Origin of the sequence: Streptomyces sp. NPDC046915 (assembly GCF_040644935.1) — a bacterium.
In the GTDB taxonomy this organism is placed as follows: domain Bacteria; phylum Actinomycetota; class Actinomycetes; order Streptomycetales; family Streptomycetaceae; genus Streptomyces.
The window spans coordinates 460,078-483,190 of sequence record NZ_JBEYXB010000007.1 but is presented as its reverse complement, the minus strand read 5'-3'; the positions used below and the strand labels follow the sequence as shown (position 1 = coordinate 483,190).

14 protein-coding genes are annotated in these 23,113 nt (G+C 72.0%); 7 read left to right on the top strand and 7 right to left on the bottom strand.

What is annotated here, in order from left to right:
* Nucleotides 1-109 precede the first annotated feature (109 nt).
* Complete coding sequence (locus ABZ915_RS21230) at nucleotides 110-2,470, top strand: glycoside hydrolase family 31 protein (RefSeq protein ID WP_361805079.1); 2,361 nt, start codon at nucleotides 110-112, stop codon at nucleotides 2,468-2,470.
* A 7-nt stretch (nucleotides 2,471-2,477) separates the two neighbouring features.
* On the opposite strand, the gene ABZ915_RS21225 is transcribed toward ABZ915_RS21230, so the two are convergent.
* Nucleotides 2,478-3,014 carry an NUDIX domain-containing protein gene (locus ABZ915_RS21225; protein ID WP_361805076.1) on the bottom strand — a complete coding sequence of 179 codons (537 nt, stop codon included), beginning with the start codon at nucleotides 3,012-3,014 and terminating at the stop codon, nucleotides 2,478-2,480.
* A gap of 239 nt (nucleotides 3,015-3,253) precedes the next feature.
* On the opposite strand from ABZ915_RS21225, the gene ABZ915_RS21220 reads away from it, so the two are divergent.
* The 5 genes from ABZ915_RS21220 to glpK all read left to right on the top strand — a co-directional run bounded on the left by ABZ915_RS21220 (nucleotide 3,254) and on the right by glpK (nucleotide 9,287).
* The gene (locus ABZ915_RS21220) at nucleotides 3,254-3,685 is read left to right on the top strand and encodes a zinc ribbon domain-containing protein (RefSeq protein ID WP_361805073.1); all 432 of its coding nucleotides are present in this window, start codon (nucleotides 3,254-3,256) and stop codon (nucleotides 3,683-3,685) included.
* Entirely contained in the window at nucleotides 3,682-4,872 is a 1,191-nt protein-coding gene (locus tag ABZ915_RS21215) for a lipid-transfer protein (protein WP_361805070.1), read from the top strand. The genes ABZ915_RS21220 and ABZ915_RS21215 overlap by 4 nt, the downstream gene beginning before the upstream one ends.
* 153 nt (nucleotides 4,873-5,025) lie before the next feature.
* Nucleotides 5,026-6,675, top strand: coding sequence for a GGDEF domain-containing protein (locus tag ABZ915_RS21210; protein WP_361805067.1), 1,650 nt, complete (start codon nucleotides 5,026-5,028; stop codon nucleotides 6,673-6,675).
* Nucleotides 6,676-6,996: 321 nt separating this feature from the next.
* Complete coding sequence (locus ABZ915_RS21205) at nucleotides 6,997-7,746, top strand: MIP/aquaporin family protein (RefSeq protein WP_361805064.1); 750 nt, start codon at nucleotides 6,997-6,999, stop codon at nucleotides 7,744-7,746.
* 20 nt (nucleotides 7,747-7,766) lie between these two features.
* Complete coding sequence (gene glpK / locus ABZ915_RS21200) at nucleotides 7,767-9,287, top strand: glycerol kinase GlpK (RefSeq protein ID WP_361805061.1); 1,521 nt, start codon at nucleotides 7,767-7,769, stop codon at nucleotides 9,285-9,287.
* Nucleotides 9,288-9,429: 142 nt separating this feature from the next.
* Here the strand turns inward: glpK and ABZ915_RS21195 are convergent, their stop codons facing one another.
* From ABZ915_RS21195 to ABZ915_RS21175, 5 genes are read right to left on the bottom strand one after another with little or no spacing between them, the layout of a single operon-like run.
* Nucleotides 9,430-10,035, bottom strand: coding sequence for an ATP/GTP-binding protein (locus tag ABZ915_RS21195; RefSeq protein WP_361805058.1), 606 nt, complete (start codon nucleotides 10,033-10,035; stop codon nucleotides 9,430-9,432).
* On the bottom strand, nucleotides 10,016-13,654 hold the full coding sequence (locus tag ABZ915_RS21190; RefSeq protein ID WP_361805055.1) for a hydantoinase B/oxoprolinase family protein: 3,639 nt from the start codon (nucleotides 13,652-13,654) through the stop codon (nucleotides 10,016-10,018). Before ABZ915_RS21190 ends, ABZ915_RS21195 begins: the two co-directional genes overlap by 20 nt.
* Before the next feature lie 24 nt (nucleotides 13,655-13,678).
* Nucleotides 13,679-14,074: a DUF742 domain-containing protein gene (locus ABZ915_RS21185; protein ID WP_361805052.1), complete on the bottom strand. Its 396-nt coding sequence runs from the start codon at nucleotides 14,072-14,074 to the stop codon at nucleotides 13,679-13,681.
* A gap of 9 nt (nucleotides 14,075-14,083) precedes the next feature.
* The gene (locus ABZ915_RS21180) at nucleotides 14,084-14,518 is read right to left on the bottom strand and encodes a roadblock/LC7 domain-containing protein (protein ID WP_361805049.1); all 435 of its coding nucleotides are present in this window, start codon (nucleotides 14,516-14,518) and stop codon (nucleotides 14,084-14,086) included.
* The gene (locus ABZ915_RS21175) at nucleotides 14,515-17,358 is read right to left on the bottom strand and encodes a nitrate- and nitrite sensing domain-containing protein (protein WP_361805046.1); all 2,844 of its coding nucleotides are present in this window, start codon (nucleotides 17,356-17,358) and stop codon (nucleotides 14,515-14,517) included. Before ABZ915_RS21175 ends, ABZ915_RS21180 begins: the two co-directional genes overlap by 4 nt.
* A gap of 422 nt (nucleotides 17,359-17,780) precedes the next feature.
* Between ABZ915_RS21175 and ABZ915_RS21170 the strand changes: the two genes are divergently transcribed.
* The gene (locus tag ABZ915_RS21170) at nucleotides 17,781-18,335 is read left to right on the top strand and encodes a hypothetical protein (protein ID WP_361805043.1); all 555 of its coding nucleotides are present in this window, start codon (nucleotides 17,781-17,783) and stop codon (nucleotides 18,333-18,335) included.
* A gap of 53 nt (nucleotides 18,336-18,388) precedes the next feature.
* On the opposite strand, the gene ABZ915_RS21165 is transcribed toward ABZ915_RS21170, so the two are convergent.
* Nucleotides 18,389-23,053, bottom strand: coding sequence for a hypothetical protein (locus tag ABZ915_RS21165; RefSeq protein WP_361805040.1), 4,665 nt, complete (start codon nucleotides 23,051-23,053; stop codon nucleotides 18,389-18,391).
* Nucleotides 23,054-23,113 lie beyond the last annotated feature (60 nt).

Sequence of the window (23,113 nt, the reverse complement as noted above, 5' to 3'; positions counted from 1 at the left end):
ACCAGGGTGCGCCCCACATAGTCCGTGTCGTGAAGATGTGCTCCCAGCACGGGTGAACGGAAGTTGAACGACACGCTCTCGTGGGGCGGTCAATGGCAGGCTGAGCAGCATGGACGGTCGTGACCTGGTGCGTTCGGTGAAGGTGGTGAGCTCGACGGGGGCAGCGCAGGGGCTGCGCGCCGTATGGGCGGCGTGGCGCAGGAGGCGTACCGACGCCGTCGGGCTGCCGCCACGCGGGGCCGAGCGTGCGCGGGTGCCCGGTCCGGTGCGGGGTGCGGAGCCCGGGCCCGGGGGTGGTGTCATCCGCTTCAGCCGGTCCGAGCTGCGGATCACGGTGGCGGTGAACGGTGCTGTCTTCTGGGGCTGGGACGGGGCCGGGCCGGAGCCGTCGTACGCGCTCGCGGGGCGCTGCCCGGAGCCGGATCCCCGGGCCGTCCTGGAGCCCGACAAGGACGGAGGCTGGCGGGTCGTGGCGGAGCGCGTGACGGTCTCCGTCTCCCGGCACGGCGCGGTCGAGGTGTGCACGCCCGGCGGTGTGATGCTGCGTCGGGATCTGCCGCCGCGGTGGTGGGAGCCGGTCGGCGGGGGCACGGCACGCTGGATGCAGCGGTCGGAGGTGGCGGCCGACGCGCGCTTCTTCGGGCTCGGGGGCCGGGCGTCCGGGCCGAGGCTGCGTGACGGGACGTACCGGCTCTGGAACACCGATCCCGGCCGTGCCTTCGCTCCCGGTGACGATCCGCTGTACATCACCATGCCGGTGCAGCTCGTGGTGTCGGACGCGGCGACGCATCTGGTCTTCCATGACACGTCCTGGGACGGGACGGTGACGCTTCGCGGGGGCGAGGAGGGGGCCGGTTCCGGTCACGATCGCGCGGGCAGGTGCGAGCTGCGGGTGGACGGTGGCCCGTTGCGTTGCTGGGTGATGGTGGGCACCCCCGCTCGCGTGCTGCACACCTGGGCTTCGCTCACCGGCGCACCCGCGTTGCCGCCGGCGTGGGCGCTCGGGCACCACCACGCCCGCTGGGGGTTCGGCAGTGAGCAGGAGGTGCGCCGGATCGTCGCGGGTTATCAGGAACGTGGTCTGCCGCTGGACGCCGTCCACCTGGACATCGATCATTACGACGCGCATCAGGTGTTCACCGTCGACCAGGAGCGTTTCCCGAAGCTGCCGGTGCTCGCGGAGGAGCTGCGCCGGGACGGGATCCGGCTGGTGTCGATCGTCGATCCGGCGGTGAAGGCGGCGGCGGGCAATGCCGTGTACGACGGCGGCGCGGCCGTGGACGCCTTCGTGCGGGACGCCTCCGGGCGGACGGTGCGGGGTGTGGTGTGGGCCGGGGAGTCGCTCTATCCGGACTTCACGCACGCGCGCGTGCGGAAGTGGTGGGGCGGGCTCTACGAGGAGCGGCTCGCGCAGGGCTTCGCCGGGTTCTGGCACGACATGAACGAACCGACGTCCTTCAACGCCTTCGGCGAGTCCACCCTGCCGCGTTCGGCCCGGCACTCCCTGGAGGGGCGTGGCGGGGACCATCAGGAGGCGCACAACGTGTACGCCCTGTGCATGGCCAGAGCGGGCTACGAGGGTCTGCGTGAACTGGCTCCACGGCAGCGGCCGTTCCTCTTCTCTCGCTCCGGCTGGGCCGGAATGCAGCGCTACGGCGGTACGTGGTCCGGTGACGTCGCCACGGGCTGGCCGGGGTTGAGTGCCTCCCTGTCTCTGGTCCTGGGGCTCGGCTTGTGCGGGGTGCCGTACTCGGGGCCGGATGTGGGCGGGTTCGACGGGAGTCCCTCGCCCGAGCTGTATCTGAGGTGGTTCCAGCTCGGTGCGTATCTTCCTCTGTTCCGCACGCACGCCAGTCTGCGCGCGGGGCGCAGGGAACCGTGGGAGTACGGTGCCGAAGTGCTGGAGCACGCGCGCGGGGCGCTCCTGGAACGCCGGCGTCTGCTGCCGTACTTCGTGACGCTGGCTCACCTGGCCCGGCGGACCGGGGCGCCCTATGTGCGGCCTCCGTGGTGGGGTGCGCCGGAGGACCGTGCGCTGCGCGACTGTGAGGACGTCTTCCTGCTGGGCGACTGTCTTCTGGTGGCGCCGGTGCTCAAGCCGGGCGTGGACCGGCGTGTGGTGCAGCTGCCGAGGGGACGCTGGTACGACACCGTGACGGAGCGGGCGTACGAGGGGCCGGCGCAGGTGCTGGTCGACGCGCCCCTGTCGCGGATCCCGGTGCTCGCGCGCGCGGGGGCGATCCTTCCCGTGCGGGGTGACGACGGCGGGCTGGAGCTCGAGGTGTGGGCGCCCGGCCGGGGACGCACCGGGTCCGGAGTGGTCGTGCCGGACGCGGGCGACGGGTGGGACGAACCGGAGATCGAGCACTACGCCGCCCGCTGGGAGGGCCGGCGGCTGGTGGTCGTGCGGGAGGGGCAGGACGGCGCCGGCGAGCCGCCCTACCCGGTGCGCATACGAGGGCTCGGGTGAGGCGAGCTCAGATGTAGCGGCCTTCGAACCACGCCCGCACGGCCACGGTGTGCAGCGGGAAGGCAAGCTCCTCCGGCCTGCGCAGCAGGTGCCAGCCCTCCGTCTCGTCCGTCGCGGCGGACTGCGGCAGCCCGTCGGCGGGGCGTTCCGGCAGGAGCCCGAAGAGCAGCAGGTGTCCGTCGGGCGAGCTCATGGCGTCGATCAGGCGCACCTCGCGTGCGGCCGCTTCGATGCCCGTCTCCTCCTTGAGTTCGCGGACGACGGCGTGCCGCCAGTCCTCGCGGTCGTCGATGTAGCCGCCCGGCAGTGCCGTGCCTCCGCGCGCGGGTGCGACGGTTCGGGTGATGACGACCAGGGCTGTGCCCTGCGTGTCGTACACGGGCTGGAGGGCGACCGCGACCGGCAGCGGATTGCGGTAGGCGACGCTCCCGCAGGACGGGCAGGTGCGGGGCCAGCCGGAGACTCCCTCTCCGTAGGGCGCTCCGCAGCTCGAACAGTGCGAGGCCGGTACGGAGTTGACAGTTGGATGCTGAATTTCGGACACGCGCGGACTGTATCCGATCACGGGAGGGGCGGCTTCCGGAAGCAGACGGGCTCCGCTTCGCAGGAAAGCGGAAGGATGGCCGGAACCACCCCCGTCGGCCCCGGCCGCCCTTCCCGATACCACGACGCCGAAAGGTGCTGTGCGGTTCTGCGTACGGCCTGCCCATTTCCGCTTGCCCGTGGCACACTCCTGACGTTCCGTCAGATCGAATGCGGGGAGGGGCTTTGTCGCGGACACGCATGCCTGCGGTCGACGGCTGGTTCACCGGTGAGGGAGACGGCTTCCGGCTCCTCGGCACGCGGTGCTCCGGCTGCGCGTCGGTCTTCTTCCCCCGTGAGGACACCCACTGCCGCAATCCCGGATGTCCCGGTGGCGACCTCGAGGAGGTCACGCTGTCGCGGCGGGGACGGATCTGGTCGTACACCGATGGCCGGTACCGGCCGCCGTCACCCTACGTGAGCGATCCGGAACTTCCGTGGGATCCGTACACGTTGATCGCGGTGGAGCTGGAGTCCGAGCGGATCGTGGTACTGGGACAGGCCGTTCCCGGGATCACCGTCTCCGATCTGACGGTGGGCATGGAGGTGGAGGTCGTCCCCGGAGTGCTGTTCGAGGACACGGAGACGACCTGGACGACGTGGCACTGGAGGCCGGCGGAGGTAACGGCGTGACGGCGGACGTGGCGGTGCTCGGTGTGGGCATGCACCCCTGGGGCAAGTGGGGCCGCGGCTTCGTCGAGTACGGAGCGGCCGCGGCCCGTGCGGCCCTCGCGGACGCGGGCCTGGACTGGCGCGGCATCCGCTCCGTCGTGGGCGCCGACACGGTGCGCGGGGGGTACCCCGGGTACGTCGCGGGCGCTTCGTTCGCCAAGGCGCTGGGCTGGCAGGGCGCCCGGGTCACCAGCGTGTACGCGGCGTGCGCCTCCGGGGCTCAGGCGGTCGCCACGGCGCGGGCCCAGATTCTCGCGGGGCTCGCGGATCCGGTGCTCGTGGTGGGTGCGGACGCGGCCCCCAAGGGCTTCTTCCGGCCCGGAGGCGGAGATCGGACCGACGATCCGGACTGGCTGCGGTTCCGCCTGCTCGGGGCGACGAACCCGGCGTACTTCGGGCTGTACGCGCGACGGCGGATGGCGGTGCACGGGGACGCCCTGGAGGATTTCGCGCTGGTCAAGGTGAAGAACGCGGCGCTGGGGGCGTTGAACCCGTACGCGCGTTACCGCAAGCGGGTCACCGCCGAGGAGGTGGCCGCCTCCGCGGTGGTCGCCGATCCGCTCCGGCTGCTCGACATCTGCGCGACCTCCGACGGCGGCGCGGCGCTGGTGCTGTCCAGCACGGACTTCGCGCGCCGGCACGGCGTGACCGCGCCGGTGCGGATCCGGGCGGTGTCCACGGTGACGCCGCGCTACCCGAACACCGTGCTGGACCTGCCGGACATCGCGACGGACTCCGCCGCCGCGGTCGAGCCCCCGGACGAGACGTTCCGGGCGTCGATCGCCCGCGCGGCGTACGAGGAGGCGGGCGTCGGCCCGGAGGACCTGTCCCTGGCCGAGGTGTACGACCTGTCCACCGCCCTGGAGTTGCAGTGGTACGAGGATCTGGGGCTGTGCGGTGAGGGGGAGGGCGCGAAGCTGTTGCGGGAGGGTGCGACGGCCTTGGGCGGCCGCATACCGGTGAACGCCAGTGGTGGGCTCGCCTCCTTCGGGGAGGCCGTGCCGGCCCAGGCGATCGCCCAGGTCTGCGAACTGGCCTGGCAGTTGCGGGGCACGGCCGGCGACCGGCAGGTCGCCGGGGCGCGCGTGGGGATCACGGCCAACCAGGGGCTGTTCGGTCATGGTTCGGCGGTCGTCGCGCTGCGGTGAGAGCCGACGCCATGGAGTGATCGACGACGCGGTGGGATCGGTGTGGCAGGGGTGTCACAAGGGGTTTTCCACGCTCCGTGATCATCCCGGAATGCTGCGTGAACGTCTTATGAACTGCGCTCGGGTGTGCGCGGGCGGCGACATCATGCTCCCGTGCACTCCTGGACGGATACTCTCCGCTTCGCCTTCCAGCCGGTGGTCAACCTGAGGACCGGTGGTGTCGCCGCGCTGGAGATACTGGCCCGCCCGGAGACCGGCGATGTCCTGGCCGAGGCCCGCCGTGACCCCGAACTCGACAGTCGGCTGGCCGTCTTGGCCCTCAGGGCGGCGGTTCGCACGGAGACGATGCTGCCGCTGCACGTGAACGTGTTCGCGGGCACGCTCGCCGACCTGGGTGGCCTCACCCCTCTGCGCGACGCGGTGCGGCAGGCGGGCCGGATGCCGTGGGAGGTGACGCTCGATGTCGTCCCGCCCTTCACGCACGTCCCGCAGCGAGCGCTGCTGGAGGCGGTGGCGGCCCTGCGCGGTCAGGGTTTCCGGATCAGCGCCGACGGCATCGGAGACGGCGATGTGCCGCTGCGGTTGCTCACCGACCTCGCTCCCGACCTGGTGAAGCTCGACGCCTCTCTGCTGGCGCGACCGGCCGCGGTGCGGGCGATGCGGACCCTGTGCGAGCAGCTCGGTGCCCTGCTGTCGGTCGAGGGTGTGGAGACCGAACTGCAGTACGCGGCGGCTCTGTCGGCCGGGGCGCAGCTGGCGCAGGGTGCGCTGTTCGCGCCCCCGGCCCGGATTCCCCTGGCGGACGTATACGTTCCGCCCCGCTTCCCGGCTCGCCGGACCGTGCCCCGGTCGGGCCCGTCGGTGCGGGAGTTCGTGCGGCCCGCCGCACTGCTGCCGGTCACGGCGTCCGCGGGCCAGGTGCGCGCACTGCTGACCTGCTCGCCGGACGTGTCCGGGGTGCTGCTCGTCGACCAGGGCGGGATACCGGTCCGGTCGGTGCACCGCTCCCGCTTCCTGCTCACGTTGTCGGGCCGCTACGGGCACGCGCTGTATGCCGACCGGCCCGCCGTCAAACTCGGCGATCCACCACGCATGGTGGGTGTGGACGCCACGGCATGGGAGGTCCTGGACGTGGTGGCGGTCGGCGGGCGGGACCGTACCTCGGACGACGTGGCGGTCGTGGACCGCTACGGGCGGTGCGTGGGCGTCGTACGGCTCGCGGACCTCGTACGGGCGCTGGCCGAAACCCGGGTCGAAGAGGCGGCCGGGCTCAATCCGCTGACCCGGCTGCCCGGTTCGGACGCGATCACCGGGGAGGTGGACCGGCGGATCACGGAGGGGCGGGCGTTCGCGCTGAGCTGGCTGGACATCGACCACTTCAAACAGGTCAACGACGGTGCCGGATTCGCGGCGGGCGACGAGCTGATCCGGTCGGTGGGGCGGGCGCTGCAGCAGGCGGTGACCGGGCACGCGCGCGTGGGACACATCGGCGGGGACGACTTCCTGGTGCTCGCCGAGGAGAAAGGGCTGGAGTCGCTAGTCGCCGCAGTGCTCGACACGGCCTGGTCCGCGGGCGGCCGTCCGGTCACCCTGTCCCTGGCCACGGTCGTGTGCCCACCGGGCAGCGTGATCGACCACCGGCAGGCAGCCGCTTGTCTGGCGCCGCTGAAGAAGGCGGCGAAGTCGCTGAGCGGGGCGAGTTGGGTGCTGGGGCGTGCGGGTCTGCCGGGTCATGAGATCCGGCGCGGCTCCGGAGCAACACCCGCGCAGGCCGGGTACGCGGCCGCGGAGCCACTGGGCTGAAGGCCCCTCCCCCATCCGCACAAGGGGCTGTCACCGTTGGTGTCGGCAACCTTGACGCTCCCAGAGCGCCGGTGAACACTTCCCGTGTCGGTCGGCATCGCCGCACATTCCCGGCGTACTCAGGTACTGCGCCGTGCGGGTTCTCCCTGGGGCACGGCTCGTTCCCCCACAAGCGATTCGGCTGTCACGGCACGCTCGTCACGGACGCCGAGCGGGGCGCGGGACCATCCCTGCCTTCGGCTGAAGTCGCCAAGGGAAACGTCCCTGCACTCGGGGCGGCCACAAGGCCTGCCCTCCCCGGACCAGCGCCTAGGAGCCGCCATGAGCAACGGAGACATATTCGTCGGCGAGGTCATCGGCACCGCGATCCTGATCCTCTTCGGTGCCGGCGTCTGCGCCGCCGTCACCCTCAGATACTCCAAGGCACGGGCTTCGGGGTGGGTGGTGATCGCGTTCGGCTGGGGCTTCGGCGTGCTGGCGGGCGCGTACACCGCCGCCCCGCTCTCCGGCGGTCAGCTCAACCCGGCGGTCACCATCGGTATCGCCATCGACACCGGCAAATGGGGCAAGGTCTGGCTCTACCTGCTCGGCCAGTTGGTGGGCGCGATGCTCGGCGCACTCCTCGCCTACCTGGTCTACCTCGCCCAGTTCCAGGCCAACACCCGCACGGTGGGCACCACCGAGGGGACCGCCGACGAACCGGTGCCCACCCTCGGCATCTTCTCGACCATCCCGGAGATCCGTAATCCGGTCGCCAACCTGATCACGGAGATCATCGCGACGATCTCTCTCGTCCTGCCGATCCTCGCCTTCGGGCTGACCAAGGGACTCGGCGAGTCCGGCACCACCGTGTTGATCGTCTCGCTGCTCGTGGTCGGCATCGGCCTCTCTCTGGGCGGGCCGACCGGCTATGCGATCAACCCCGCACGCGACCTGGGCCCGCGCATCGTGCACACCTTCCTGCCGATCCCGAACAAGGGCACCTCCGACTGGGGATACGCCTGGATCCCGGTCGTCGGCCCGCTGATCGGAGGGGTGCTCGCGGGCCTCATCTACAAAGCAGCCTTCTGACCAGCGACCAAGGGGCAGCCATGACAGAGAACGCCGAGAAGTACGTCGCCGCGATCGACCAGGGCACCACCTCCAGCCGCTGCATCATCTTCGACCACGGCGGTGCGATCGTCGCGATCGACCAGCGAGAACACCGGCAGATCTTCCCGAAGCCGGGCTGGGTGGAACACGACGCCACCGAGATCTGGTCCAAGGTGCAGGCCGTGGTCGCCGGGGCCATCGCCAAGGCCGGGCTGCGCGCCGACCAGCTCAGCGCGCTCGGCATCACCAACCAGCGCGAGACCACGGTCCTGTGGGACCGCGCCACCGGCAAGCCCGTGCACAACGCGATCGTCTGGCAGGACACCCGCACCGCGGCCCTGTGCGGCGAACTGGGTGGCGCGGACGGACAGGACCGATTCCGTGAGCAGACCGGACTGCCGCTGGCCAGCTACTTCTCCGGCCCCAAGGCGGCCTGGCTGCTGGACACCGTACCGGGGCTCAGGGACCGCGCCGAGCGCGGCGAGATCGCCTTCGGGACCATCGACTCCTGGCTGATCTGGAACCTCACCGGAGGCACGGACGGCGGGCGGCACGTCACCGACGTGACCAACGCCGGGCGCACCATGCTGATGAACCTGGAGACCCTCCAGTGGGACACGTCCATCCTGTCCGCCATGAACGTCCCCGAAGCGGTCCTCCCCGAGATCAGGTCCTCCGCGGAGGTCTACGGCACGGCAGTCGGCCAACTCGCCGGGGTACCCGTCGCGTCGGCGCTCGGCGACCAGCAGGCCGCTGTGTTCGGACAGGCGTGCTACGACGTCGGAACGGCGAAGAACACCTACGGCACGGGCAGCTTCCTGCTGCTCAACACCGGCAACCGGCCGGTTCCCTCCAAGAACGGGCTGTTGACCACCATGGGCTACAAGATCGGTGACGAGGCGCCGGTCTACTGCCTGGAGGGGTCGATCGCGATCACGGGCGCGCTGGTGCAGTGGTTCCGCGACCAACTCGGCATCATTCGAACCGCCGACGAGATCGAGACACTGGCGGCGAGCGTGGAGGACAACGGCGGCGCGTACATCGTGCCCGCGTTCTCGGGCCTGTTCGCCCCCTACTGGCGCGCCGACGCACGGGGCGTCGTCACGGGCCTGACCCGTTACGTGACGAAGGCGCACCTCGCGCGCGCGGTGCTGGAGGCGACGAGCTGGCAGACGCGGGAGGTCGTGGACGCCATGTTCCAGGACTCCGGGGTGCGGATCACGACCCTGAAGGTGGACGGTGGCATGACCCGGAACAACCTGCTCATGCAGCACCAGGCCGATGTCCTCGGGGTGCCGGTGATCCGGCCCAGGGTCTCCGAGACGACCTGCCTGGGAGCCGCGTACGCCGCCGGCCTCGCCACGGGCGTGTGGAACGACCTCGACGAGCTCAAGTCGCACTGGCAGAAGGACGCGGAGTGGACGCCGGCCATGGAGGCGTCGGTGCGGGACCGCGAGTACCGCAGCTGGCGCAAGGCCGTGGAGAAGAGTTTCGGCTGGCTGGAAGAGGGCGCCGACTAGGCCTGCGACGGACGTCCGGAACCGACGGCCGGACGGAGAAGGGACCCACGCGCGCGTGGCGTACGCGCGGGCGCCCGCACAGAACCACGGCTCGTACCCCGGTCGGCGGGGGTACGAGCCGTGCCTGTACGCGGAGCGGGCGTCACATACTGACCGCCTGACGGCGGCCGGCCGCGTACGCCATCGCGTGCTGGACGACCCCGATGAGCAGCTCCTTGACCGACTCCCGGTCGCGGGCGTCGCACAGCACGAGCGGTACGTCGTCGTCGAGGTCGAGGGCCCGGCGTACGTCCTCGGCCGGATAACGAGCGGATCCTTCGAAGCAGTTGACGCCGACGAGGAAGGGAATGGAGCGTCGTTCGAAGTAGTCGACCGCGGCGAAGCAGTCCTCCAGGCGGCGGGTGTCCGCGAGGACCACGGCGCCGAGCGCGCCCTCGGAGAGTTCGTCCCACATGAACCAGAACCGCTCCTGCCCAGGTGTCCCGAACAGGTACAGCACCAGGTCCTCGCGCAGCGTGATGCGGCCGAAGTCCATGGCCACGGTGGTGGTGCGCTTGCCCTCCACACCGCTGGTGTCGTCGACCGGGCGCCCGGCCTCGGTGAGCAGTTCCTCGGTGCGCAGCGGCCTGATCTCGCTGACCGCGCCGACGAGGGTCGTCTTGCCCACGCCGAAGCCGCCGGCCACAAGGATCTTGAGCGTGACGGGCTCGACCGGGGGCTTGCCGCGCTCAGAACGCCCGAAGATCATCGATCTCTTCTCCTGCTTGATGGTGGTCGGGTGACGGCGGGCCGTAGCCTCCGCCACCAGGGGTTTCGATGACTAGAACGTCGCCGGGACCGACGTCCGCCGAGTCGCTTCCGCCGAGTGCGGTCACCGTACCGTCGGCCCGTTCCACACGGTTGGCGCCCAGGGCGCCCGGGGAGCCGCCCGCCATGCCGTACGGCGGGACCCGGCGGTGCTGGGACAGGGTGGAGACCGTCATGGCCTCGCAGAACCGGATGCGGCGCACCGCGCCGTCGCCGCCGCGCCGGTGACCGTCGCCGCCGCTCCCCCGCCGGACCGCGAACTCCTCGAGCAGCACGGGCAGTCGGAACTCGAGGACTTCCGGGTCGGTCAGGCGCGAGTTGGTCATGTGGGTCTGCACGACACTCGCGCCGGGGAAGCCGTCGCCCGCGCCGGATCCGGAGGCGACGGTTTCGTAGTACTGGTGGCGGTCGTTGCCGAAGGTGACGTTGTTCATGGTCCCGGATCCCTCGGCCTGCACGCCCAGCGCCGCGTAGAGGGCGCCGGTGATGGCCTGAGAGGTCTCGACGTTGCCCGCGACGACGGCGGCCGGCGGCTCGGGGGCGAGCATCGAGCCGGGCGGCACGATGATGTCCAGGGGACGCAGACAGCCGTCGTTGAGCGGGATGTCGTCGGCCACCAGGGTGCGGAAGACGTAGAGCACGGCCGCGTTGACCACTGAGAACGGGGCGTTGAAGTTGGTGGCGAGCTGGGCGGACGTACCGGTGAAGTCGATGGTGGCGCGGCGGTCGGCGCGGTCCACGCGGACCCGGACACGGATGACGGCGCCCGAGTCGGTCTCGTAGGAGTACTCGCCGTCGTCCAGGGCGTCGATGACGCGGCGGACGGCTTCCTCGGCGTTGTCCTGGACGTGCCGCATGTATGCCTGGACGACGTCGAGGCCGAAGTCCTCGATCATGCGGCCGACCTCGTCGACGCCCTTCTGGTTGGCGGCGATCTGGGCACGCAGGTCGGCGAGGTTGGTCCGTGGGTTGCGGGAGGGGTGGGGCGCCTCGGTGAGCAGGCGCAGGGTCTCCTCCTCGCGGAGCCGGCCGTTCTCGGCGAGCAGCCAGTTGTCGAAGAGGACGCCTTCCTCCTCGATGGTGTGGCTGTCGGCGGGCATGGAGCCCGGTGCGATGCCGCCGATCTCTGCGTGGTGGCCGCGTGAGGCGACGTAGAAGAGGATCTTGCGGTCACCGTCCGTGGCCGCCGCGCCGTTCGTGTCGAAGACGGGGGTGATCACGGTGACGTCGGGCAGGTGGGTGCCGCCGTGGTAGGGGTCGTTGACGGCGTACGTGTCGCCGGGTCGCATCGCCTCGCCGCGGCGCCGGATGACCTCCTTGACGCTGGTGCCCATGGAGCCCAGGTGGACGGGGATGTGGGGGGCGTTGGCCACCAGGTTGCCGTCCGGGTCGAACAGCGCGCAGGAGAAGTCCAGGCGTTCCTTGATGTTGACGGACTGGGCCGTCGATTCCAGCCGGGCGCCCATTTGCTCGGCGATCGACATGAAGAGGTTGTTGAAGACCTCGAGGAGAACCGGGTCGGCTTTCGTGTCGAGATCGGAACTCTGCGTGACCGCCGCCCGTTCCATGACCAGATGCCCGTCATCGGTCGCCGCGGCCCGCCAGCCGTCGTCGACGACGGTCGTCGCACCGGCCTCGGTGATGATCGCGGGGCCGGTGACAGTGTCGCCGGGGGGCAGACCCTCGCGGCGGTGGAGGGGTACGTCGCGCCAGGCGCCGCCGGTGTGCAGCCGGACGGTCTCGGGGGCGGTGGCGTGGCCCTCGTAGGGGGCGAGGGCGGAGAGATCGGGGGGTTCGGTGATGCCGGTGGCTTCCACGGAGAGGGCTTCGACGACGACCGGGCGGTCGAGGATGAAGGAGTACGTGGCGCGATGACGTTCTTCGAAGGCGTGCCTCATCGTGTCGGGCTCGGTCAGCTCGACGGTGAGGGTGGTGTCGGTGCCGTCGTAGCGGAGCTGGGCGCGGCGGGTGACCCGGATGCGGTCCGCGGGGATGTCCTCGGCGAGAAGTTCGGCGCGGGCCGCGGCCTCCAGCTCGTCGGCCGTCTTCCGCACTCCCGGAACAGAGGCGGCCTCCAGGGGTGCCTCGACGGACTGCTCGCGCATCGCGGTGGTGTCGGCCAGGCCGATGCCCAGCGCCGAGAGGACGCCCGCCATGGGCGGCACGAGCACGGTGCGGATGCCGAGCGAGTCGGCGACCATGCACGCGTGCTGGCCGCCCGCTCCGCCGAAGGTGGTGAGGGCATAGCGGGTGACGTCGTGGCCCTTTTGCACCGAGATGCGTTTCACGGCGTTGGCGATGTTGGCGACGGCGATCTGCAGGTAGCCCTCGGCGACCTGCTCCGGGGTGCGGTCGTCGCCGGTCCGCTCGCGGATCTCGTGCGCGAGGGCTGTGAACCGGTCACGGACGAGTTCCGCGTCGAGGGGCTGGTCCCCGTCGGGACCGAAGACCTGGGGGAAGTGCGCGGGCTGGATGCGGCCGAGCATGATGTTGGCGTCGGTGACGGCGAGCGGGCCGCCGCCGCGGTAGCAGGCGGGTCCCGGATCCGCGCCCGCCGAGTCGGGTCCCACGCGGTAGCGGGAGCCGTCGAAGTGCAGGACCGAGCCGCCACCGGCGGCGACGGTGTGGATGTCCAGCATGGGGGCCCGCAGCCGGACGCCCGCGAGCTGTGTGGTGAACACGCGCTCGTACGCGCCGGCGAAGTGGGAGACGTCGGTGGAGGTGCCGCCCATGTCGAATCCGATGACGCGGTCGAAACCGGCCAGCTGGGACATGCGGGCCATGCCGACGATGCCGCCGGCGGGTCCGGACAGGATGGCGTCCTTGCCACGGAACTGCCCGGCCTCTGCGAGTCCGCCGTTGGACTGCATGAACATCAGCGGCACGCCCTCGAGTTCGCCGGCGACGTGCTGGACGTAGCGGCGCAGCACGGGCGAGAGGTAGGCGTCGACGACAGCGGTGTCCCCGCGCGGGACGAGTTTCATCAGCGGGCTGACCTCGCTGGACAGCGAGATCTGCGGGAAGCCGGTGCGGGCGGCCAGCTCGCCGACGGCTCGTTCGTGGGCGGGGTGGAGGTGGCTGTGCATGAAGACGACGGCGACGGCACGGATCCCGTCGTCGTACGCCTCCTGGAGCGGGCCCGCGAGCGCGTCCGGGTCAGGTGTGCTCAGGACGGTGCCGTCGGCCGTGATGCGCTCGTCGACCTCGACGACCCGTTCGTACAGCAGCTCCGGCAGTTCGATGCGGCGGGCGAAGATGTGGGGGCGGTTCTGGTAGGCGATGCGCAGGGCGTCGCGGAAGCCCCGGGTGACGAGCAGGAGGGTGCGCGCGCCCTTGCGTTCCAGGAGTGCGTTGGTGGCGACCGTCGTGCCCATACGGACCGCCTCGACGGGCTCCTCGGAGCCGTCGAGGAGTGCGCGCACGCCGGCGACGGCCGCGTCGGCGTACCGGGCGGGATTGTCGGAGAGCAGCTTGTGCGTGAGCAGCCGGCCGTCCGGGCGCCTCGCGACGATGTCGGTGAAGGTGCCGCCTCGGTCGACCCAGAACTGCCAGCCAGTCACGTCACTACTCCGCTTCCGCGCCGCTCACAGCGCCCGGAGGCCGTTGATCACGTCGCGCAGAATACTCTCGTCCGGCAGCTCCGCCGGGGGTACCGGACGGTTGACGTGGACGAGTTCCTCGTGCATGAGGTCACCGATGAGGACCCGCACCACCCCGATGGGCAGGTCGAGCTCTGCGGCGAGCTCGGCGACCGACTGCGGGACCTCGCGACAGAGCTCGACGATGTCCACGTGCTCCGGGGACAGCGTCTGGTCCGCTTCCGGGTCGTCCGCGTGCGGTTCCGTGACGACGACCGCGATCAGGTCGAGGCGGTGCTGGGCCGCACTCGTGGTGCGGCCGCGCGTCATGGCGTAGGGGCGGACGACCGGTCCGGCTTCGTCGTCGAACCAGTGGCTTCTTCCCTGACCGTCTCCGCTCATGTCATCCCACTACCCGCCCGCGGGCAGATCGGTGCGCGGGGCGGTGCCCAGATGTACACCGACCCGCTTGACGAGGAGCGTCATCTCGTACGCGACCTGCCCGACGTCGGAGTCGGCGTCCGAGAGGACGGCGAGGCAGCTGCCGTCGCCCGCGGCCGTCACGAACAGGAAGGCGTCGTCGAGCTCCACGACCGTCTGCCGGACGTTGCCCGCCTCGAAGTGGCGGCCGACGCCCTTGGCGAGGCTGTGGAAGCCGGAGGCGACGGCGGCCAGGTGCTCGCTGTCCTCCCTGGTGAGGTCCTTGGACACCCCCGTGGCAAGGCCGTCGCCGGAGAGCACGACGGCTTTACGGATGCTGGCAACCCGGTCGACGAGTTCGTCGAGGAGCCAGTTCAGCTCTCCGTTGTTCGTCGCGCTGTGGCCGGTCGCCTTCGGTGCGGTCATCGACCGTCCCCCTTTGTCGTTCCTTGTGCTGTGCCGTTGCGGGCCCCGTCGCCCGTGGCGTTCTCCTCCCGGCCGCGCTGCCAGCCGCGCTGGAGCGAGGCCATACGGCTGCGTACCTCGTCGGCGTCGCGCTCGACGGGCTCCGCCTTGTGCTGGGCCCGCCGTTCGGGGTCCTGCCTCAATTGTGGGGCGAGGCTGGCCTGCCGGACGCGCCTCGGCAGCGGTCCGGTGCCGGCCCCGGTGTCCTGGGGCGTGCCTTCGGCGGGCGGGCCGGCCTCGCCGGGGCTGCCGCCGGAGCCGATCTCGGGGCGACGGATCCTCCGGGGCAGCGCCGGGGCCTCCGCCGGGCCGGCGGCCGGGGACTGGGACTGGGCTCGCGCGTCGACGCGGTCGGCCGGTCCCGTGGCGCGGCGCGCCGCCGCCTCGCCGCGTCGGCGGGTCGGTAGCGGGGCCGGGCCTGTGTCCGGTTCCGGCCGGAGGCGGCCGGAGTCCGAGCGAGGCCTGTCGTCCGCTTCATCGCGTGGGGTCCGCTGTTCGGTGACGGGCCGCCCGTGCGAGGTGACCAGCTTGGGCGCATGGCGCCGGGGCAGCGGCACGGGAGCGTTCGGGCGGTCGTCGGCATTCTGCGGGGTCCCGGCGCCGGAGGGCTGCTGATGGAGTTCACCCAGCCGGGTCGGGGCGTCGTCGTCCAGGTCGCCGAGAGAGCGGCGGGAGCGGAACAGGCCGCCCCGTTCGCTCTCCCCGTCGGTGAGGGCTCCCGGGAAACCGTCGAGGGCGTCCAGGTCGACCGGTGCTTCGAGCTCGACCGGACCGTCCAGGAGGCCCGCCGGCAGGCCGGGCAGCTGCGCGGGCGCGTGGGTGAGGGCCGACGTGCGGCTCTCCTCGCGGGTGACAGCCTTCGCGGGCCGCTCCCGGTCGAGGCGGAAGCCGATGCCGTTGGTGTCCGGGACGTCGTCCGTGAGCAGGATGTCGGGGATGAAGACGACGGCGGTGGTCCCGCCGTAGGGCGACGGCTGCAACGAGACACGGACGTTCTGGCGCTGCGCGAGCCGGCTGACCACGAACAGGCCGAGCCGGTCGGTGTCGGAGAGCTCGAACTCGGGTGTCTCGGCGAGCCTCAGGTTGGCTTCCAACAGGGCTTCGGCCGCCATGCCGAGGCCCCGGTCGTGGATCTCCAGCGTGAAGCCGTTGGCGACCCGCTCGCCGAGAACCTGCACGGCGGTGTGCGGCGGCGAGAAGACCGTGGCGTTCTCCAGCAGCTCGGCCACGAGGTGGGTGAGGTCGGCGACGGCCGGGCCGGTGACCGCGACGCGCGGCAGTCGGCGGACCTCGATGCGTTCGTAGTCCTCGACCTCGGCCACGGCGGCACGGACGACGTCCATGAGCTGCACGGGCTTGCGCCACTGCCGCGAGGGAGCGGCACCGGAGAGGATCACCAGGCCCTCGGCGTGCCGACGCATACGGGTGGTGAGGTGGTCGAGACGGAAGAGGTCGGCGAGTTCGTCGGTGTCCTCGGTCCTGCGCTCCATGGTGTCGAGGAGCGTGAGCTGCTTGTGCAGCAGCACCTGGCTGCGGCGGGCGAGGTTCACGAAGACCTCGGAGACGCCTGCGCGCAGTTCGGCCTGCTTGACGGCGGCCTCCACGGCGGCGCGCTGCAGGGTGTTGAGTGCCTGGCCGACCTCGCCGATCTCGTTCTTGTCGTACTCCAGACGCGGGGCCTCGGTCTCCACGTCGACGTGCTCGCCCGCGGACAGCCGGCGCATCACACTGGGCAGCCGGACGCCGGACGCCTCGTGCGCCTCGAGGCGCAGTTGCCGCAGATCGCGGATGAGGCTGCGGCCGACGCGTACGGACAGGACCACGGAGAGCAGCAGGGCGACCAGTCCGAGGACGCCGGCGACGGCCGCCTGGACGATCACTCCCACGGCCACCGGGCGGACGCGGTCCTGGTAGCGGTCGCCGACCTGGTCGTCGATGGTGCGGAGCTCGTCGAGCACATTGCCCGCGGCGGTGTCCCAGGTCTTGGCCGTGACGCCCTCGGGCGTTCCCGCGCGGACGGCGATGGCGTCCTGCTCCGCCGTGCGCAGCGGGGCCGAGGAGGCGTTCTTCCAGAAGCGGTCGTAACGTTCGCGTTCCGACGACGGCAGCAGCGGCAGGCTGATGTCGTACAGGAGGTCACGCTGGGCGACCAGGTCGGAGACGTCCCGGGTCTCGTCGGTGGAGAGCTTGCCGACCACCAGGGCAGAGCCGATCAGGGCATCCTCGCGGGACAGCAGCTCGCGGGCGCGGGTGATGTTGACGAGGGCGCGGGCCTGCTTGTCCGATTCCACGTCGTCGATGCCGTCGAGAGAGGCCAGCAGGGTGAAGCAGGGATCGACGAGGCGGTTGTAGAGGTCCAGGGCATGGGCGCGGTCGACCGTGCCCTCCTCGACGCTGCGGCGCAGGGAGTCTATGCCTCCCAGACCGTCCAGGACCGCGGTGAGGCGCTCGCTGTCGTCCGCGTCCAATCCGTCGACGGTGTCGGAGTTCTTGGCGTCCTTGCGCAGCTTGCGGACGGTCTCGTCGGTTGCGGCCCGGGTGCGGTGCAGGGCGGTGAGCGCGTCGGAGGCACGGGGGTCGGCGAGGTAGACGAGGGTCTGGCGGCGTTCCTGCTGCAGGACGCGGACGGTGTCCTCGGTGGGGTAGCCGATGTGCTCCACCACGTCCGTGACGTGGAACAGTTGCGTCACTTCGCGCCCCGTGAGCACGGTGGCGAAGCCCCAGATCGCGGTCAGGGACAGCAGCGGCACGAGAAGCAGCGCCACGATCTTCCGGCGGATGGACTTCCCGCGAAAGCGCATGGCCTCCCCCAGCTCGACCCCCGCCGGTCGGGGGTACACATGTGCGTCAACAAACGGCGCGAGCCTACTACCGCCACACCGTTAACTCGAAGACGCGTCCGGAAGGTGAACTTCCGCACCCGCGTCGAGACATGGCGAGTTGTCCGGGCATTGCGGGAGATTGCCACCGTGATCGACGTGGTGGAAGGAAGATGGGCCGGATCAGTTCGGCGGACCGGTTGGCCGGAATTTTTCGGCGGTTGGGAATCTTCGTGACGCTTCGTTCGTCCTTCATACGGGAGATGAGTGCGGAATCGGCCACAGGAGTCGCATCCCGCATCTGGGCGGCGTAAAACAGCGCAAGCCGGGCAGCCACTGGGGAGTTGGTGTCTTCGGACACCGCAGCGAGAGCGGTTGTGCCGGCGGTGGGGAGTGACACGGTGATGGGCACGGCGGAGCGGAGCAAGGCGCCCGAGGACGGCGGGACGGTACGCTCGGAGGAGTTGAACAGCCTTCAGGCGCCGGATCGCGACATTCGTTCGCGCGGGCGTGACGGGAAGTCGGCTGCGGGTGACGCGGAGTCGGCGTGGGCGCAGGAGCAGCCCTTCTACCAGCCGTTGTGGGTCGAGGAGCCGGCGCGGCGGCGACGGCTGCCCGACCCGGTGCGGACGGCTGCCGTACGGGCGGTGATCCTCATCGCTGTGACGCTCATTCAGGCCATGGTGGCCTTCCTCTGCACCCTGGCGGGGTCATGGCTGGCGTTCCCGATGGTGATCAGCAGTGTGGTGAGCACGGTCGTGGCCACCTGGGGCGCGGTCGACGTATGGGTGACCCGCCAGGTGTGGTACCAGCGCAACGGCGTGGTGTCGGTCCCGAGCAGCACGGCCCGTTCGCTGCGGCGCGAGCGGCGCACCGCCCGGCGGGAGGAGCGGGCCGCCGAGCGTGAGCGGGAGCGGATACGCCGGCGGGGCGGCACCGGGCAGCTGTCGCACCCCTGAGGCGCCTGAGGCGCGAGGCACTGCCCGGTCCGGCCCAAGGTGGATTCACGCGGCTACGCCGGCCGCTTGAACATCCGGGTCGCCGTGATCTCGCTGTGCACCGCCTCCCCCGCCTGGGGCTGCTGGGGCAGGCCCGGGCGGAGGTGCTCCTCCACGCTGATGTACTTCAGACCGGCCCTGAGGTCGGCGTCGTTGCGGAGCCGGATGACCAGCGGGAACTCGGCGAGCGCGGTCGTGTCGAACAGGCCGGTGGTGTACAGGAGCTGGACACCGAGCGCGTCGGACACGGCGCGCTGGAGTTCCAGCAGGTACGTGGCGTTGGCGCGGCCGATCGGGTTGTCCAGGAACAGTGTGCCCGCGTGGCGGTGCTTGTCCCGCCCCCGGTCGTTCGACCGCAGTGCCGCCATCGTGCAGTACAGAGCGATGGCCGCGGTGAGCAGCTGGCCGCCGGAGAACACGTCTCCCATCTGCCCGACGGGGACGCGTTCGGCACGCAGCACGGCGTCCGGCTTGAGGATCTCCACGGCCACGCCCTTGGGCTGAAGCGCGGCGGCGACTCCGCGCAGCAGCAGGGACATGCCGTCGCGGCGCAGGTCGGAGTTCTTCTTCACGGCGGCCCGGGTCGCCTCGTCGATGACCTCGCCGAGCCGTTCGGTGAGCGTGGCCTGGTCGGGTTCCTCGAAGCGGATGCGCAGGAACTCCTGCCCGGACCACTCGCCGAGTCCCTCGGGCAGGCGGGACAGGCGCTGGGCGGACCGGAGGGTGGCGAGGGTCGACTCCACGAGCCCGCGCAGCCGGTCCACGATCGAGTCGCGGTTGCGCTCCAGCTGCGCCAGCTCGTCGGTGAGGACACGCAGCCTGGGTGCGAAGGCGTCCGCCCACTTCTGGGCGTGCTCGGGCAGCGCGGAGGCGGGCAGCTCGCGGATCTGCTGTCGGGCGGGGGTGCGGACCTGCTCGTATCGGGTGGAGTTGGCGTGCCGGACCAGGACGTCACTGGCCTCGCGCACCGCGGCCTCGGCGGCTGACAGGTCGGCGGCGCAGCCGCGCAGCGAGCGGCGGGCCTCGGCGGCTGTCTGCCGGGCGTCCTCCAGGTTGCCGGGGTACGGCTCCGGCTCCTCCTGCTCCTCGTCGGTCACGTGCTCGCGGAGCAGGTCGCGGAGCATGGCGGCGATCTCGTCGAAGCCGCTCGCCGCGTCCTCGGCGGCCCGGTGGGCGTCGAGCAGCTCGGCGTGCGCCTCGCGGGCCTGGGTCAACGCCTCGGTGCGGGAGGCGAGTTCGGTGGTCGCCGTGCGCAGCAGGGCCTGGGCGTGCTCGGCGTCGCGCGGGACGAGTTCGTCGGGCAGTTCGGTGTGCGCCTCGCCGTCCTCGGGGGCGTGCCGCTCGGCCTCGCCGCGCAGCCGGCCGAGCTGCTCACTGGCGCTGGACATACGGGTCTCCAGGAGCTGCACCAGCTCCTCGGCACGCGCGGCGGCGGCCTGCCGGGAGGGGCCGTCGGCGCCGTCGGGCGACTGGAGCAGCTGTTCCGCGCGCGTGCGGACCTTGTTGCTGAGGCGGTCCAGTTCGGCGCGGGCCGCGCTCTCGTCGCTCTCCGCGCGGGCCTGCTCGGCGCGCAGGTCGGCGCCGACGCCGACCTTCTCGTACACCTGGGAGGCGGTCCGGTAGGCCTCGCGCAGCGCGGGCAGCGACGTCTTGGGCGTGTCGGCTTCGGTGTCCGGTACGTCGTCGGGCGCGCCCGCGATCTCGGAGCGCTCGGCGCGCAGCGCGCGGGCGGTGCGGCGGGCGTCGTCGGCGGCCCGCTGGGCGGCGCGGCGGTCCTCGTCGGCGGCGCGGGCACGCTCCAGGCAGGCCTGGGCACGGGCCTCCGACTCGAGGGCCTCGTCGGCGAGTTCCCGCAGCTTGACCTGCCAGCCCGCGCGCTCACGCAGCCGGAAGGCGAGCCCTGCGAGGGCGTCGGCGGCGCGCCGGGCCTTCTGCGCGGCCTCCTGCCGCTCGTCGCGCACCTGCGCGGCCTCGCCGGCGGCCTCGTCGGCCTCCGCGCGCACGGTCCGGGCCTCGGCGAGCTCGGCCTCGGACTCCTCGGCGAACGCGCCCGTCTCCTGTGCGTTCCGCGCCAGCTCGGTGAGGCGCCCGGCCGGGCAGCCGGTGCGCCAGGAGGCGAGCCGCGCCGCCAGCTCCCGGTCCTTGCCGAGCCGGGCGGCGAGCGTCCGGATCTCCTCGTCCCGCGCGGTGGCCCGCGCGCGCAGGGCCTGCCGCTCCTCGTCGGCGGCGTGCTCGTCGTGCATGGCCGGGTTCGGTGGGACGAGGAAGACCTGGGCAGCGCCCCCTGGGCCGGCGTCCTCTGCCGGGGTGGGGGCGAGCAGTGCGGCGGCGGTGCCGACGGCCACGGCGGACCGGGGCAGCAGGGCCGCGTCGCCGAGCACTTCGCGAGCCCGGGCGTGCGTGTCCGGATCGGTGATGATGACGCCGTCGACCAGCTCCGGGCGGGCGGAGAGCACGCGCGCGTGGTCGGCGGGGTCGACGGCCTGGGCGAGGTAGCGCCAGCCGGGCAGCGCGGGGATGCCGTGCTCGCCCAGGTACTCGACGGTGGCCAGGACATCGGGGCCGGGCGGCAGCAGCCCGCCGTCGCCCAGCGCGCCGAGGATCCGGGCGTCGTCGGCGGCGGCGGTGCGGAGCTCGAAGAGGTGGCGTTCGGCGGTGGCGACGGCGTCGTCGAGGAGCTCGCGCAACTCGTCGGCGAAGCGGTCGAGTTCCTCGGGCGCGAGAGGGCCGAAGGAGCTGAGGGAGCTGACGGAACCGTCCCCTGGCCCGGCCGCGGGTGCCGGGCGGGTGTCGCTGTCGTGCCGGGGCTGGGGAATGCCGGGTCGTACGTCCTCGCCGGTGAGGCTCAGCAGCTCCGCGAGCCGCTGCTCCGCCGCCAGCGACTCGGCGAGCCGGCGCTCGGCCTCGTACGACCGCTCGGCCGCGGTCGCCGCGTCCGCCGCGCGGGCCGCCGTCAGCTCCGCGCGGGACTCGGCGGAGGCCGCCTCACGCGCGTGTTCGGTGGCCTTGCGGGAGGCCTCGCGGGCCACGTCCCAGGCGGCGACGGCGGTCTTCTCGGCGTCGCTGGCGGCGAGCGCCGCGCGCGCGGGGTCGGCGTCGGGCGCGCTGTCGTCGAGCCAGCCCGCGCGGACCGCCTCGGCGGTCTCCTGCTCGACTTCGCTGAGCCGCTGGCGCAGGTGTCCGGCCTCGCTGCGGGCGCGCTGCGCCTCGGTGGCGGCGGCGGTCGAGTCGCGGTACGCGGAGTCGTTGACCTGCTGGAGCGCGGCCGAACGCTCCTCTTCCTCGTTGGCGAGGTTCTCCGCGCTGCCGGTGGCGGCGTGCAGGGCCCGTACGAGGTCGACGGCGGCCTTGGCGCGGGCGGCGAGCGCGGGGGCCGCGTCCCGTTCGGCCTCCTGGATGGCGGCGGCCACGCGCGCGACGCGGTCGGCCGCGGCGCGGTGGCGCAGCACGGCCTCGGCGGCCTGCCAGGCGGAGTGCAGGGTGCGCGCGTCTGCGAGTTCGCGTTTCTGCGCGGCGGCGGACTTCTCGGCGGCGGCGAGCGCCAACGAGGCGTGCCGGTAGGCGAGTTCCGCGGCGATCAGGGCGCTGCGCTCCCGGGCGCCCTCGGAGTGTGTGACGGCGTAGGCGGCGGCCGTGACCCGCTGGGCGAGATCGGAGGCCCGCACCCGCTCGTGCACGCCCCGCGCGGACAGTCGCCGGACCAGGGTGCGGGTGCGGCGCTCGGCGCCGGCGTGGATGTCACGCGCGCGTGAGCGCGCCTCGGCGGCCTCGACGATCCTGCCGAGCAGGTCGACGGACCCGGCGGTGAAGTCCCGTTCGGCGATCAGCTCGGCGCGCCGGCCCAGTTTGTTGCCGAAGCCGCTGACCAGGTCGGCGAGTCCGTCGGTGTCGCGGGTGTCGGTGACGGCGCGCAGCAGCAGGTCGGTGAAGTCGGAGTCCTTCTTCACCGCGAAGAGGCCGGCCGCCTCGCCCTCGTCGGCGTTCATCTCCCGCTGGTAGCGGAAGAGTTCGGGGTCGAGTCCGAGCTCGCCGAGGTGCTCGATCCAGCGGTCGTGGATCTCCTCCCAGTGCACCTCCAGGTGCGGGTACGCCTTGCCCACCTCCGTGAGGGCGTCCCGGAAGCCCTTCATGGTGCGGCGGCGGCCCTGCGCGCCCGACTGGCCCTCCACGGGCGGGCGTACGGCGGTGGACTCGGCGACGGGCAGGTTGTCGAGGCTCAGCCCGGGGCCGGGCCGGAAGGAGTACCAGGCCTCGGCGAACTTGCGCGGGTCGTTGGACACCTGACGGCCGCGCCACTCGCTGGCCTTGCCGACCACGACGCACTCGCCGGTCAGCACGTGCTGCCACTCCAGGGCCACGTGCCCGCAGTCGTCGGCGAGCAGGAACTTGCGCAGCACGCCGGAGCTGGCGCCGCCGAGGGTGTTGCGGTGTCCCGGCAGCATCACGGAGAAGATCAGCTTGAGCAGGACGGACTTGCCGCCGCCGTTCTCCAGGAAGAGCACGCCGGCGGGCGCGGGCCGGCGGGGCGGACCGACCGGCTCCTCCTCGAAGAACTCCGCCTGGGTGGGCGCGGGTTCGGGCACCGGCGCACCCACGCCTCGCAGGTCAAGCACGGTGTCGGCGTAGCGCGCACCGGCGGGCCCGATGGAGTAGAGGCGGACCCGGGACAGCTCGTACATGGCGGACTCTCGTCAGTCTTCTTGCAGATGAGGTTCTTGCGGATGAGGGGTCGACGTGTT